Source organism: Bacillus sp. CECT 9360 (assembly GCF_918741275.1).
Classification (GTDB): Bacteria; Bacillota; Bacilli; order Bacillales; family DSM-1321; genus Peribacillus.
Genome location: NZ_CAKKNA010000014.1, coordinates 1 through 12,746 on the forward strand (window position 1 = coordinate 1; position 12,746 = coordinate 12,746).

Consider the following 12,746-nt stretch of genomic DNA (forward strand, 5'->3'; position numbering starts at 1 on the left):
CAGCGAGTAGAAGTAATCAGATTAAATGGGGATAGTTATAGAATTAAACACAGAACTACCATTTTTGGAGAGAAAAGTGTTCAAAATTAATTAGCAAAAAGTGTTCAAAACAACTTGACGGTTACACCTTATCGCGAAACCGAATTACTTGCTGGAACAGAAGATGTTTTAGATGCTTCTCGTGCAGGTGATACTACAGGAACTGAAAGTGATGTTGCACGTATTCTGCTTCGATCTGCATTAAAAGTTGTACCACTAACCAAGGTTGCTGAAATAAATGGCAAATTCGTATATGAAGTTCGTTACGATTACAAGATCTTTCCTATGGGACAAGACTTGTATGAATTTCAAATTCGCCTACCATTTGATGGCACTCAAATGCAAGCGGGGAGTGAAGTTAAGCTTACTGTGTTAACTCCATTCGGTACTCAAGTCGATCAAAACGAAACTAAAGGAATCGATGAAAATGGTGCCGAAATTCAAGAAGTTATTCAACAACTTACTAATAGTGGACGAGCTGCAACAACATTCCAATACAAACTAGATCCTCTGTTTAAAGTACGTTATCAATACACTACAGGTCTATATCAATAAAAACAAAGGACAAATAGTTAATGCTATTTGTCCTTTGTTTTATAAAGATGGTTTCCTTCTTATCTCAACTTAAATTTGATTTAAGTTTTTTACTTTCTACTTCATTACAATCCACTCTTACAAAAACTTCTATACTATACATAAATGCTTTATGACGCAAATAACCGCTTATCAATTGACAAGCGGTTCACTTTATAAATTTAATTGTTAAGAATGAAATCCTTTAAGTTATCAACGTTATCTTCCATTGCCCAATAGAAAAGACATTTTCCGTTGCTTCTTTCTGTCCAAAGTTCACCAATTGCTTTTTTCTCTTTCTCGTCTGGGTCGCTTGCATAGATTGCACCTTTGTACTCAACAACTAGGATACGACCATCATTTAGTTCAGCAACAAAGTCTGGATAAAACTTTCCGTTAGATCTTTGTAACCAAAAACTTCTACTTGGATCATGTTCAAGGTTTCTAACCCAATGTTTAACTTCGGATAAAGAATCGATTACTTTTGCACAGTACAGTTCTTCACCTGTCGATTTCAATTCTCCAACGTGTTTATAGTAATGTTTATTAAATTCATAATTGCCGTCATATGCCAATCTGAAAGGATAGACTTCTTCATGATAAGTTAAGGCGTATTCAATACATTTTGTCCAAATTATCATACCATGATTTAATTATTTTTTTATGATAATCTATCAACTCATTATGTATCTTTATAAGCATCTAGTTAATATGATTGATAAGGGAAAAATGATCCTCCTATGCAAAAAGATGAGAATTCAAACATTCTCATCTTTATTATTAAGAAACTTATTTAGTTAACTTCTTGCTTGCTTTGCTGCTTCCAGATGCCCTTCTTTATTTACATTTACAATAATGTGATAAATTCTAAATTCTTTATCATTATCTGGATCTACATGAGATGAAACAAAGGTATTGTTAAAATCCTCCAGTTCACCAAAATGTTTGGTTTTAAATTTGGCTTCACCCTTATGAACAACTTCTAACTCATCAATGATTTTCTTCATCTTTTCTTTTAAACTTGAGAATGAAATATCCCTATTAAGAATAATTGTAAATCCAAAATTTGAGCCATAGATCATATAACCTAATAATTGCTTAAGTTGGGAATTATATTTCCCCCATTTTTTTACTTCTCCAACAGCTATTACATTCTTTATGTCATTTTTATAGTTGGAGATATATAAGTCTATTTCACCTTGTTTGACATTAGCGAATCCACCAGGTCTCTCTCTTTCAATGACAATATTATAATGTTTTAAGCTTGATTCGAGGAGATTTCTTAACTCATCACTGAAATCGGTTTCTTCAGTTTTCATTAATTTAAAAGGATTATTTTCAATTAATTTAATTGCACTATTTATTTCCTTGATTATTAACTCTTCTTCTTCATTATATTCATATTGTCCATTGTATTCTTTAAACTCTATGTATTTGGATAATATTAATGTGCATTGTTTTCTTATCTCGTTACATGCATAATTATAATCTTTCCTGCTAGGATCTTTTATTATCTGAATAAAATCCTCGTTAGCCGAACTCCTAAAATGGACCTGTTTAACGCTTCTGTGAGAGTAATTGTCTCTAATTTTTTGTTTCCTATTGCTTTTTCAGGGACATCAAACACAGTCGGTTTATTTTTTTCCAAATATGTACCGAATCCATTTTCCTTTGGTGGCATGTGTTTTAATTGTTTTCGTGCTTCAATGTACAATTTAACATCTTTAAAAATTAGAGATTCATGCTGTTCAGTCAATATGTATTTTAATAATATTTCAATCCCATGATTAAGATATATAATTGCATCTTTGAGAAGGTGATATGAATTTTGTCGATGCAGTTCTTTGAATCTTTTAAGTGAAACTTGTGTCTTTTTTTTAATGAGTCTATGCCATTATCCAGCAATGTAAATTCCAATTCAAACCCTCCGTAATTATTTAATTAACCCAGCTTCTTTAAACATTGCCCGCTTTAATTTTGCACCTTCATGATCCAAGGATTTTTTCATACCACCTCTTATATGAAAACCTGGAAGTGCAAAGATATCAAACATACCTTCAACTAATTGTAGGAGTTCTTTTGCTGTATGCTTTTTTATTTCAATCGAAGGTTTGGTAAATTTATTGTTTTTAATATCTGCGTACAAGCTTGCGTTTTTCATATCGTTAAAATATTTTAGAGTTTGTTCCAATTTATGAAATTCAAAATCTGGATGTTCTTCTCCTGTTAAATCCAGTATCATTCTAAAGTACATAAAAATCATTTTGTTTTTAGATTCGTGACTGCGTAAACGCTTATAGAAATGCTTCCAATCATGTGACTCTTTGAAAAAGGAACGAGTAGCTTCTTGATAAATAATTGGAAGTTTTGCAAGCTCTTCGATTGCAATTTGTGCTAAGGTATAACTTCTCGCATACTTTTTATTTTCAAATAATAAGCGTGACTCTTCTAGCAGTTCTTTTGCATTTTCATAAACCAATATATAAGCGTCTTCTAACTTTCCGAATGATAAGGCCGTCATAATACTTCCTCCATCATCTAAGCTACTTTTGCACTTTTTAATACATAACTAATTTTTATGTCAGCATTTTCATCTGCCCAAATTCCATTATGGGTCCATTCTAAATTAAATGTATCTTTAAAATCCCCATATTCCTCTGAAGAATATTTTACTTCTAAGACAAAATTGAATAATTGTTTATCATTAAATAAGCCAGGGGTATAAGACCTTTTTTGAACAATGTAACATATCCATTGGCTCAATCGTTCCTCTAACCTAAAATGGCTTTTGGCTTCTGGGTTTAATACCAAAGGTATGCAAGTGCCAATAAACTTTGCTTCGTATTTCTTTTGTAAACTACCGAGATTAACATTATCCTTTAGTACCATAAGATGTTTCCTAGATTCCGTTACATTATTAGATAGGTTAGTTATTTGGGATTCTACAAATTTTACCCCCAAGCGCTGTTTATCCTTTTCTAATTCACTCAATACTTGATCGTAATTGGGTAATGATAGTGTACATTCTATGTTTTTTGCTATAGACCCACCAATATTATTTAACTCTATAAAGACGCTTTGATAGAAAACTTCATCAGTTATATCAGTTTTAAATTCAATAGTTTGATGAGGAATATCTATCCTCGGCTTCATTTCAGACACTTTCCTATCATTTTGGTCTTTAAATGTTAACATTAATGCCAAGTATGTGAAAAAACCTCCAATAAGACCCCCAATGATGTTTCCATATAAAGTAAACCAATCACTAGTTTCACCTCTAGACCAACCGCTTTCCCACATAAATACGTAGTTAAATATAATGGGTACTACTATTAGTGCTACAATCAGTGTAATAATCACAAACCAAATGTTGAATTTAAAATCTTTCAAAATACAACCCTCTTTACCTTTTTTGTAACATTATACCAAAAAAAATTTAATAGAGTACAAAATAAAAAACAGCTACATAATGCAGCTCTAGTTATTTATTAAAAATAATATTTAATTTTGGCTCATTTCCATCAAAGCCATATGTCCATTCGATTTTTTCAATGATGTAATGTAAAGCTCTGTTGATTTCTTCATCTGTTAATCCTTCTCCATCAAGACATTGCCAATGACCAAGTAGGTAATCAATCCGCTCTTTCAATTCACATAAACCCTCCATCTTGTTTTTAGGAGTTTCCATCTCCAGTTGTGCCAATTCGAGTTTCAATTCCTCAAGTTGTTCATATCGATTGACTTTGCGTTCACGATACTGCTTTAGGTTGATTTCACTTTCCTCAAACAGTATCTCAATATTCTCAAGTGCACCTTCAGCTTTGCGTATTTGGGTTTCTAGCTGTTTCTTTTTATATTCCGTATAGTGCTATTCCCTGTCGTTTCTACGTCACTAATCAACGCTAGCACGTCTTGGCGATAGGTTGCTACATGTTCCTTGATATGCTTTAAGATTGGTTCGTACAGATATGACCTGTTGTAGCAACCTTGGCATATTTTCAAATACAGTTTGTTTAGCTTTGTCATCTGAACACCCTGTACTTTTCCGCAGTTTCCACAGTATATGAGCTTTGAAGTCGGATAAGTTTTAACATCACTTCGCTTCCTAGAGAATGAATACGTATTTACAATCTTATTGGCTTTTTTCCAAGTTTCCTCGTCAATGATTGGATCATGAGCATTCTCCACAATAATCCACTGGTCTTTAGGTCGCTTTACTTCACCATGCTTGCCGATAATACGATTATTAATAATCGTACCTTTATACGCTTCATTGTTTACAATTCGTAAAATTGAATTGAAATGAAACTTGCCACCTGTACGAGTTTTAACACCCATCATGTTAAGTTCCTGATATGCTTCAGATACCGTTTTACCATTTATGATTGAGTTGTAGATGAATTTTACATGATTCGCTTGGTTGTTCGGCTCAAGTTTCTTAGTTTTGGGATTCTTGCTGTACCCAAGTGGAGGAATACCGTTAGTCCATTGTCCTTGTTTACTGGCAAAATGCTTTCCCCTTTGCATTCTCTTAAGAATTTGTTTGTACTCTTGAGATGCAACGAGGGCTTGTATTCCGAGGAGCAAACTGTCTTCATCTTTGTATGGATCATAAATTTTAGTAGGTGTAACGATGTATGTTCCTGTAAGAAATAAATCTCTTTTTATTTTAGCAGCACCATAATCGTCTCTTGATAGCCGGGCTGTATCCATGACTACCACAGCATCAAAACTGTTTTCCATTACTCGTTCTAATAACCTCAGCAACTCTTTACGCTGTTCAATGGTCTTGCTTGAGGCTATTTCTTCAAAAATTTCGTAAGACCAGCCATTTTGTTTGCACATTTCCGTTAAGGTGTATCTGTGACTTGCCAATATTTCTTCGATACCTTAATTTTCTTCGTCTCGTGATAATCGCAAATAGATTGCCACGTGCTTAATTTCTGACATAATTGAACTCACCTTCCCGATTCATTAGCAATATTCCATGGCAAGATTGTATTGATAATAAAAGGAAAGTATAAACTTTATTTGATGAGTTTCAATTATAAGACGGATTATCACCAGTGACAGGTCTAGTCGGACCAGTAAATATGATCATCCCGTGGGAATGCTTTAGGAGCGCCAGTAACTTGTTTGCGGTATTGCTAAACAGGGACAGTTGTTCCAAAGGAAGGATGTTCTGCTGTGGGATCAAGCGGATCACGAGGCTTTCTGAAAAAGTTGCGGGAAGCGTGGATAAACGCAGGCCGATGGTTTTGTCATCAATCTTCATCGTAATGGAGCCGCTTTGCGGGCGTCTCTTTTCACCGATATCCATTGATGCGAGAAATTTAAGATGGGAGATCATTCTTTCTGATTCGTCCTGGGTAATCATGTCTTGCGGGCAGAGTTTGTTATCAATGCGGAACTGTACGAGGGGGCCTTCTTTTCTGGGCAGGATGTGGATGTCTGATGCAGCGAGCCGGACTGCATGCGTAAGGATTCTTTCTGCCGTTTTTTCAATCGATTCCAACCATATCTCACCTCCAAATCTGTTTGCATAATGAATTCGACTTTATTTTAGGTTTTCCTTCTTCATTTTGCAAAAAAGTATAAAAATTTCTGATTATTCATTTCACAATGTGAACTTTCTCACATTCCCCTCATTTCCACTGTTTTATAATGAAAAATATAAGCCATACTATGAGGTGAAAAAGGATGGACCAAACATTACGAATAACCAATGTATTATCTGATCCGACACGATATTATATTTATCAGCATATTACCAACCTTCATCAGGAGGTGACCGTCCAGGATATCGCTGATTCATTTGCGATTCATCCAAACGTTGCGAGGCTCCATCTCTCGAAGCTTGAAGATGTGGAAATGCTGATTTCTGAAACAAAGAAAACAGGAAAAGGCGGGCGTCCGGGCAGGCTCTATCGTTTGTCTGACGAGCTCATACAGCTCCACTTCCCGTTCCGCGACTATCAGTTATTATCAAAAATTGCGATTCAGACAATGCTTACACTTGGTGAAACAGGAAAACAAGCACTGTATCAGACAGGCAAGCAGTTTGGACGGGAGTTGGCAGCCGGGCAGCTGACTGCCGGCACGAAGGCCAATGGCGATTTTTCATTCGAAGAAAGATTGAATATGCTGAAAAGCGCAGCCACGCTCGCTGGATTCTATCCGGAATTGAATGTGAATGACGATCAATCGAAAATTTATTTTCAAATCTTCAATTGTCCATTCAAGGAAGTGGCATTACAGGAGACCGAAGCCATTTGCACGATACATGTCGCTTTTTTAAAGGGACTGTTTGAATCCTTGTTTGATTCTGTCGAACTTGTGGAAAAGGAAAATATGCTTTCCGGGTGCGAATCCTGCTCATATCAGGCAATCCTCACTCAGTAGAATCAAACAGGGGCTTTACATCTTATTACCATCTCATTTATAATTTAGGAGGAACATGATGGGACAAAGGGGGGATACAGATGGAGCGTATGTACAGGGTTATGGGTTTTTGGACAGGTATCATGGCTATTATGTTTTATCTTGGTGATATGAATACGACAGCATTACTTTTCGTTGGGCAAACCGTATTCTTTATTCTTTTAAGTTATTTGAAATTATCTGAACGTATGTATATCTATGTATTCGGCGCATACTTAACCATTTTCTTTGCCGGATTTACCTACTGGACTACATTTATGATGGTTCCAGGTGCCGCTACCGGTCATTAATAAGCGTACATAAAACCCATGAAATTAAATTTCATGGGTTTTCTTTTTCCCCGGGAAATAAAGTTTGATCAGCGGGGAGCCCTTTCGACTGCAGCAGCACCCGAAAATAAGAGCTGATTCCTCCAGAAACGATGAGGCTCCTGATCGCCCTATTCCGTTTTGCGGTTTCTGAAAAGGGGTTGGGATCATCGTGATCCTGCAGTTCGTTCAGTATGCCCGCCCGTAACAGAAATTCCTGCTGTCCGATTAGAGCTTCATGTTTCAAACCGAACACCGTACCATAGTGGATCAAAGCATCAAAGTGAATATGCGTGGTAATATCCATTTTTCCCGGATAAGACAATACATTTTCAATCATCTGATGCTTATGGTAGCCTCTAAGACTACCCTTCCTATGGACAGGCTCTCGCCATTCTTCATTCCTGTAGCCGTAATCAATGGAAACAAGAAAGCCTTTTTGTAAATGTCCGGCTATTGATTGCAAATAAGCAACCATTTCCAGAGGCACCTCGAATCGCTGTCCCTCAACAAGTGAAACATCTTGCTCGTGTAAAAAGCGAAGGATTTCTTGATTCTCAAGCGGCTCTATAACTTCCACAAACTGTCCAGCTTTCTCCGTTATCATCACTTCAAACAAAAGCCCGTGTTTTTTCTCCACTATATGGACGGGCAATGCGTCAAATAGTTCATTCGAAAATATGATTCCCTCAATAATAGGCAGGTCTTCCAGCGAGTCTATAAAATGTATATCTTTAAAGGCCGACAATGTCTCCCTTTGTTTTTCCCTTTGAAAAGGGCTGACATCAAGGATGAAATATTGCAGCCTGTCAAACATATCTGGTTCATGATTTCTTATGTAGGTAAGGATCGAGTCGGCAAGTCTCCCGGTTCCTCCGCCGATTTCACATAGGACCGGGGGCAGGCCGGATTCAGTAATGATATGCAAAATCCACTTGGCAAGCGTGCGGCCGAACACATCAGACAAATTGCTTGTTGTGTAAAAATCACCCTGCTTACCGATTTTTTCTCTGTCCCCCATATAATAGCCCAGCTTTGGTGTATAAAGGACGGTGCTCATAAATTCACTGTAAGTCATTTTCCGATCAGGCTTTTGATTCAATAAATCGATTATGAATTTTTCCATTTCGTTGCCCCGCTTTAAATGTTTGAATAATCGTTAAAACCCGTTCAAAAATGGATTGCTCTCCATTTCATCGATAATCGTCGTAACGGCTCCGTGGCCGGACAATACAATCGTATCCTCAGGTAATGTCAGCAGCTTTTCATGGATGCTCTTCATGAGCTGCTCTTCGTTTCCACCCGGCAGATCGGTGCGGCCAATACTCTGCTGAAACAACACATCACCAGAAAAAAGGAGCCCTTCTTCTGCTAAATAATAAGAAATGCTTCCCGGGGAGTGTCCCGGTGTTTCAAACAGCTTAAATGAAAAGCTGCCAATCGCAAGTTCTGTTTCGACGGCCAGAAGATGGTCTGCCGGTTTTAAACGGATCGGCTCACCCGGAAAAAGCTGTGATCCGTTCAAAGCCGGATCGAGCAGCCATTTGGCTTCTTTCTCATGAAGATAGGCTGGAATCTTGAAAAAATCACGGATCTCATCCAACGCGCCAATATGATCAAAATGAGCGTGAGTCAATAGGACGGCGAGCGGCTTCAGTTTTTTCGTCTGGACATATTGAATAAGTTTGGCTGCTTCTGCGCCCGGATCAAAGATGATGCACTCCTTGGCATCATTGGAAAGTATATAACAGTTGGTTTGTATTGGCCCCAGTGAGAGCTGATACCATTTCATATTTTTCATCTCCATTATTTATTTTCTTTAAAAAAGAACGACTGACAAGTTATTGATTTCTATTTTACACTATATGCGTTATATTTTTAAGAAAAGACATGGGGGCCCACACATGAAATCGGTATTTGTAATAGAATTGGGGGTTAGCCCGGATGAATTTCCCGATCTTTATAGGCTGCTGGAGGAGCAAGTTGAGATCACGGACCGTTTTGAGTCCATGCTCTTAATCAGCTCAAAAAAGGAAGCGCAATTATGTATGGAGATTTCCACCGCAGCCGAAGCATTTGTGGAGATTCACAGCCTCTTGGAAGACGCTTCATTCATACCGCTTGAGCTTTTCGAAGATTACGGCTTTATAACAGAGGCTTCGACCTATCTTTTCAAACAAAGTCTAGAATGTTTCCGATTTGCTTTAGGCGGGAAAACAGAGATTGAAATGACGCTTTTGGAACTGGAAGAAATCTTGATTGCAAGGTCCGATGAGAACGTTTATTTCATCGATGCTTTTCAAAAGGATTTGGTGCTCGGGGTTGCAAAAGCATATCAAGTTCAACTATCATTTTTAGCACTCGACAAATAATAAAAAAACTATTAAAATAGTATAGAATACACGATTTTTACATATTTATCCGCCATTCCGTCAATCTTGGGCATAATAAATTTATTCTTAAGTTGGAACATTCTTCAGTACATAAGGAGGAACAAGCATGCAATTAATGATTATCTTCGGACTCGTATCAATCATGGCTCTGTTTGCGGTCGTCAAAACATTTAAAAGCAAAAATTTCCTAGGATTGTTTTTCGCAGCGGGCAGCGCGGCTGTTTTCGGCTGGTTCACTGTTATGACGATCATCGAAAGCGGATATCCAGTGGCACACTAAATATAAAGAAAAACTCGCCGACCGGCGAGTTTTTCTCTTTATACACACGTTTTACTGAATTGTATCTCCAACCATCGCCAATTACTCGTCATTTCCAACCTTCAAAAGCGGATATACCTTCTTTTCCTCCATATTTATAACACTCTCCAACTGATGGCCATACAAACACCAGCTGCCTTCCGGCGAACAGCTTAACGGCGCATTCTCCATCTCCTTCAGCACCTCTTTATTCTTGCCGGTCTCCCAATTATATTCTATCAGCTTGAATGTTCCTTGATAAGGATCGCCGGTAAAAGCACTTTCCGGAGTAAAGGTGTAAAAAGTATTTTTTTTATCGTCAAAGCTGTAAAAGGGAATCATCGAATCTGAAAAAGTATTCACGTGCGGGACTGAAAAAGAAGAGACTTGCTCTTTTTTTACGTTATAAAACTTATATTCCGCTTGATCCGGCTTTTCACTTTCTACTTGAATTGCCATTAACCCATTCTTTATTTTTTGGAAGTGAACAACATCAAGCATCACCGTTTCTTTTTTCTGATTCTTGATATTCAGTGAAATAAGCGGGGCACGCAGATCCGGATCCTCTTTTTTCCAATCCACATATAGCAGCTCATCATCCGCTCCCCACTGCGCAAAAGGCTGCGGGAAATCGAGAGGTGCCAGCGCTTTTTTCTTCGTATCAAAAACATATGAGGTGAAGCTCCAATCTTCGAAAAAGCTCGTTAAGAAAAGAACGCCGTCTTCATATGGATTCCAGGAAAAATCAAGCTCGTCGGATGGAATGGCAACCGAATATTCTTTCGTACCGTCTTGTTTCAGAATATCGATATTTGCTTTATGCGGGGAGGAAGATGTGTGTACCAACACATAGTTTCTTGATGGACTGATTGAAACATTCACAATAGCCGCTTCTGGCTGATAAAAGATTTCCTGCTTGCCCGTTTTCCGATTGAACACCATTAATTGTGAAGGTTGATTCTCATCTTGTTTCACTGAATATAAGATGGTCTCAGAATCAAGCCACCCAAGAGCAGCTTCAAATTTATCATTTTCCTCATTTAACAGCTTATGTCTGGAAGGAGCCTCATTATGGTCGTCAGTGACCGGTTTAGCTTGAGGCTGGCACGCCGATATAAGAAGGAAGAGGGAGATTACAGCTAATATACTCATTGCAAACCTTCGTTTTTGCAATAACTGACTCACAAAAAACCGAAAAAAAGAAATCTCCGCCACACTCCCTGATCATTATGGTATATACTACTCATTATAAAACAAAAGTTTTATAAATGCCGTAAAACTTCTCAGGTAATTTCAATTACAGATATAAGCCGGCCATCAGGATACCGAGTGTATCACGATAAATCAATTTCATCTGTGACAAAGGCAGCGGATTGATTCCCTTACCCAGTTCAATGGTGAAGCCCGGACGACTAAACTCATGAATAAACCAGTCTTTATAACCTGCATGGCTATCCACATAACGAACCGATTTGTAGCCGCTCCTTTTTTCAAATTCTTTAGCAATACAATAAGCATATTCCGGCTCTTTGCCTTCATATCCCCAATAAAATTCACTTCCTTGCGTATGGAGGGCAATCACTTTTTCAAAATTCCGCTTGAAAGCGAGATCTTTCATGGCCATTGCTTCCGGTTCGGTTAAGCATGTTTCCCCTGGATAATCCCGCGGTGCTGGCGCTTGAGGGATTTTTCGCTTTTTCTCGATTTCCCAATTGGCAGGGTACTGATTGTTTAAGTCAACTCCCCGAATATTGGCCTTCCATGCAAAAAATCGGTCATACCCACCGTTCATCGCCACAACATCGACTTTCCCTTCCGCTGCCTTTTCCCCATACAAGACAAGGTCTACCCCATCCGGATTCACCATTGGCACGATTGAAATCTTTTTCCGCTTATACATGTGAAGAGGGTCGACTCCCGCTAAAGACATTCCACTAATAAGGCAAAGCAGGAGCTCATTCAGCCATTTCATAAGGATCGCAGTCGTAATCCATTCATTCGCATGAAAAGAACCATTATAGTGGACCATTTCTTCTCCCTGACCGAGCCTCACTTCAAATATATCCTTGCCAAGCACACTCTTGCCGATTGATTCTATTTCAAGGAAGGGATACGTCTCATTTAATTTTTCCAAGTCTTTTTGCAAAGCAGCATAATCATACTCCTTTTTCGTATCAATGACCGGCTTTTGCAGCCTGACAGGTACAAGCGTATTTTCCATTCCGGCATCTCTACTGTTATTTAAAAGCAGCAGCGCATCAATGGAGATGTTATAACTCTTTGCAATATCCACAAGCCGCCTTTGTCTGGGAGCCTGAATCTTCTCCATTATGTATCCGGGGATATGGATCGTTTTCCCGCCCAATTGCAACCCGTCCGTAACATGGGGATTTGAATCCCGTAGCAGTTCAATCGGAACTTGAAAAATCCTGCTGTAATAATCCAATGTATCATTTTCTCTGCCGGAACATTTCAATACCTTTCCCTCCCCACCTATTCTGTTTAACTTTATGTGATCGTCAGAAAAAAAATGAAAATGAGGCAATATGTAATTTCAAAGCTAAAGAAAAAACCCGGCATCCGCCGGGCAATTCAAATACTAGTTGATAGTTCGATTTTGTTGTTAAAATTCCTGTTTTATTTCCGCTTTGACTGGTTTTGTTGCCAGAACAGGAACTCGCGTTGTCGGAATTT

General features: G+C 38.0%; 16 protein-coding genes. 5 read left to right on the forward strand and 11 right to left on the reverse strand.

What is annotated here, in order from left to right:
- Nucleotides 1–114 precede the first annotated feature (114 nt).
- Complete coding sequence (locus LQ216_RS16075) at nucleotides 115–594, forward strand: hypothetical protein (protein ID WP_230130482.1); 480 nt, start codon at nucleotides 115–117, stop codon at nucleotides 592–594.
- Nucleotides 595–794: 200 nt separating this feature from the next.
- Here the strand turns inward: LQ216_RS16075 and LQ216_RS16080 are convergent, their stop codons facing one another.
- The 7 genes from LQ216_RS16080 to LQ216_RS16110 all read right to left on the reverse strand — a co-directional run bounded on the left by LQ216_RS16080 (nucleotide 795) and on the right by LQ216_RS16110 (nucleotide 6,127).
- On the reverse strand, nucleotides 795–1,187 hold the full coding sequence (locus tag LQ216_RS16080) for a hypothetical protein (protein WP_230130483.1): 393 nt from the start codon (nucleotides 1,185–1,187) through the stop codon (nucleotides 795–797).
- Nucleotides 1,188–1,409: 222 nt separating this feature from the next.
- Nucleotides 1,410–1,931, reverse strand: a complete 522-nt coding sequence (locus LQ216_RS16085; RefSeq protein ID WP_230130484.1) for a hypothetical protein — start codon at nucleotides 1,929–1,931, stop codon at nucleotides 1,410–1,412.
- A gap of 614 nt (nucleotides 1,932–2,545) precedes the next feature.
- Nucleotides 2,546–3,133, reverse strand: coding sequence for an AbiV family abortive infection protein (locus tag LQ216_RS16090; protein ID WP_230130485.1), 588 nt, complete (start codon nucleotides 3,131–3,133; stop codon nucleotides 2,546–2,548).
- Between the two features lie 17 nt (nucleotides 3,134–3,150).
- Nucleotides 3,151–4,002, reverse strand: a complete 852-nt coding sequence (locus tag LQ216_RS16095) for a hypothetical protein (protein WP_230130486.1) — start codon at nucleotides 4,000–4,002, stop codon at nucleotides 3,151–3,153.
- Between the two features lie 91 nt (nucleotides 4,003–4,093).
- On the reverse strand, nucleotides 4,094–4,315 hold the full coding sequence (locus LQ216_RS16100) for a hypothetical protein (protein ID WP_230130487.1): 222 nt from the start codon (nucleotides 4,313–4,315) through the stop codon (nucleotides 4,094–4,096).
- A gap of 134 nt (nucleotides 4,316–4,449) precedes the next feature.
- A complete protein-coding gene (locus tag LQ216_RS16105; protein ID WP_230130488.1) occupies nucleotides 4,450–5,487 on the reverse strand; it encodes a recombinase family protein in 1,038 nt (345 codons plus the stop codon).
- Nucleotides 5,488–5,653: 166 nt separating this feature from the next.
- A complete protein-coding gene (locus LQ216_RS16110) occupies nucleotides 5,654–6,127 on the reverse strand; it encodes an ATPase, T2SS/T4P/T4SS family (protein ID WP_230130489.1) in 474 nt (157 codons plus the stop codon).
- Nucleotides 6,128–6,312: 185 nt separating this feature from the next.
- Between LQ216_RS16110 and LQ216_RS16115 the strand changes: the two genes are divergently transcribed.
- Together LQ216_RS16115 and LQ216_RS16120 are read left to right on the forward strand one after the other, a co-directional pair.
- Entirely contained in the window at nucleotides 6,313–7,014 is a 702-nt protein-coding gene (locus LQ216_RS16115) for a helix-turn-helix domain-containing protein (RefSeq protein ID WP_230130490.1), read from the forward strand.
- A gap of 80 nt (nucleotides 7,015–7,094) precedes the next feature.
- On the forward strand, nucleotides 7,095–7,343 hold the full coding sequence (locus LQ216_RS16120; RefSeq protein WP_117308031.1) for a DUF2626 domain-containing protein: 249 nt from the start codon (nucleotides 7,095–7,097) through the stop codon (nucleotides 7,341–7,343).
- A gap of 31 nt (nucleotides 7,344–7,374) precedes the next feature.
- On the opposite strand, the gene LQ216_RS16125 is transcribed toward LQ216_RS16120, so the two are convergent.
- On the reverse strand, nucleotides 7,375–8,487 hold the full coding sequence (locus LQ216_RS16125) for an SAM-dependent methyltransferase (protein ID WP_230130491.1): 1,113 nt from the start codon (nucleotides 8,485–8,487) through the stop codon (nucleotides 7,375–7,377).
- A 33-nt stretch (nucleotides 8,488–8,520) separates the two neighbouring features.
- Nucleotides 8,521–9,153 carry an MBL fold metallo-hydrolase gene (locus LQ216_RS16130; protein ID WP_230130492.1) on the reverse strand — a complete coding sequence of 211 codons (633 nt, stop codon included), beginning with the start codon at nucleotides 9,151–9,153 and terminating at the stop codon, nucleotides 8,521–8,523.
- A gap of 112 nt (nucleotides 9,154–9,265) precedes the next feature.
- On the opposite strand from LQ216_RS16130, the gene LQ216_RS16135 reads away from it, so the two are divergent.
- Entirely contained in the window at nucleotides 9,266–9,733 is a 468-nt protein-coding gene (locus LQ216_RS16135) for a hypothetical protein (RefSeq protein ID WP_230130493.1), read from the forward strand.
- Between the two features lie 127 nt (nucleotides 9,734–9,860).
- Nucleotides 9,861–10,034 (forward strand): DUF2759 domain-containing protein, encoded by a 174-nt coding sequence (locus tag LQ216_RS16140; RefSeq protein ID WP_230130494.1) that lies wholly within the window; start codon nucleotides 9,861–9,863, stop codon nucleotides 10,032–10,034.
- A gap of 81 nt (nucleotides 10,035–10,115) precedes the next feature.
- On the opposite strand, the gene LQ216_RS16145 is transcribed toward LQ216_RS16140, so the two are convergent.
- Together LQ216_RS16145 and LQ216_RS16150 are read right to left on the reverse strand one after the other, a co-directional pair.
- Nucleotides 10,116–11,204, reverse strand: a complete 1,089-nt coding sequence (locus LQ216_RS16145) for a hypothetical protein (protein WP_230130495.1) — start codon at nucleotides 11,202–11,204, stop codon at nucleotides 10,116–10,118.
- A 145-nt stretch (nucleotides 11,205–11,349) separates the two neighbouring features.
- The gene (locus LQ216_RS16150) at nucleotides 11,350–12,528 is read right to left on the reverse strand and encodes a M14 family metallocarboxypeptidase (RefSeq protein WP_230130496.1); all 1,179 of its coding nucleotides are present in this window, start codon (nucleotides 12,526–12,528) and stop codon (nucleotides 11,350–11,352) included.
- Nucleotides 12,529–12,746 lie beyond the last annotated feature (218 nt).

Coding starts and splice junctions, on each gene's coding strand:
- LQ216_RS16085 (WP_230130484.1), bottom strand. CDS start 1,931: ATGAAAACTGAAGAAACCGATTTCAGTGATGAGTTAAGAAATCTCCTC.
- LQ216_RS16090 (WP_230130485.1), bottom strand. CDS start 3,133: ATGACGGCCTTATCATTCGGAAAGTTAGAAGACGCTTATATATTGGTT.
- LQ216_RS16115 (WP_230130490.1), top strand. CDS start 6,313: ATGGACCAAACATTACGAATAACCAATGTATTATCTGATCCGACACGA.
- LQ216_RS16120 (WP_117308031.1), top strand. CDS start 7,095: ATGGAGCGTATGTACAGGGTTATGGGTTTTTGGACAGGTATCATGGCT.
- LQ216_RS16125 (WP_230130491.1), bottom strand. CDS start 8,487: ATGGAAAAATTCATAATCGATTTATTGAATCAAAAGCCTGATCGGAAA.
- LQ216_RS16130 (WP_230130492.1), bottom strand. CDS start 9,153: ATGAAATGGTATCAGCTCTCACTGGGGCCAATACAAACCAACTGTTAT.
- LQ216_RS16135 (WP_230130493.1), top strand. CDS start 9,266: ATGAAATCGGTATTTGTAATAGAATTGGGGGTTAGCCCGGATGAATTT.
- LQ216_RS16140 (WP_230130494.1), top strand. CDS start 9,861: ATGCAATTAATGATTATCTTCGGACTCGTATCAATCATGGCTCTGTTT.
- LQ216_RS16145 (WP_230130495.1), bottom strand. CDS start 11,204: ATGAGTATATTAGCTGTAATCTCCCTCTTCCTTCTTATATCGGCGTGC.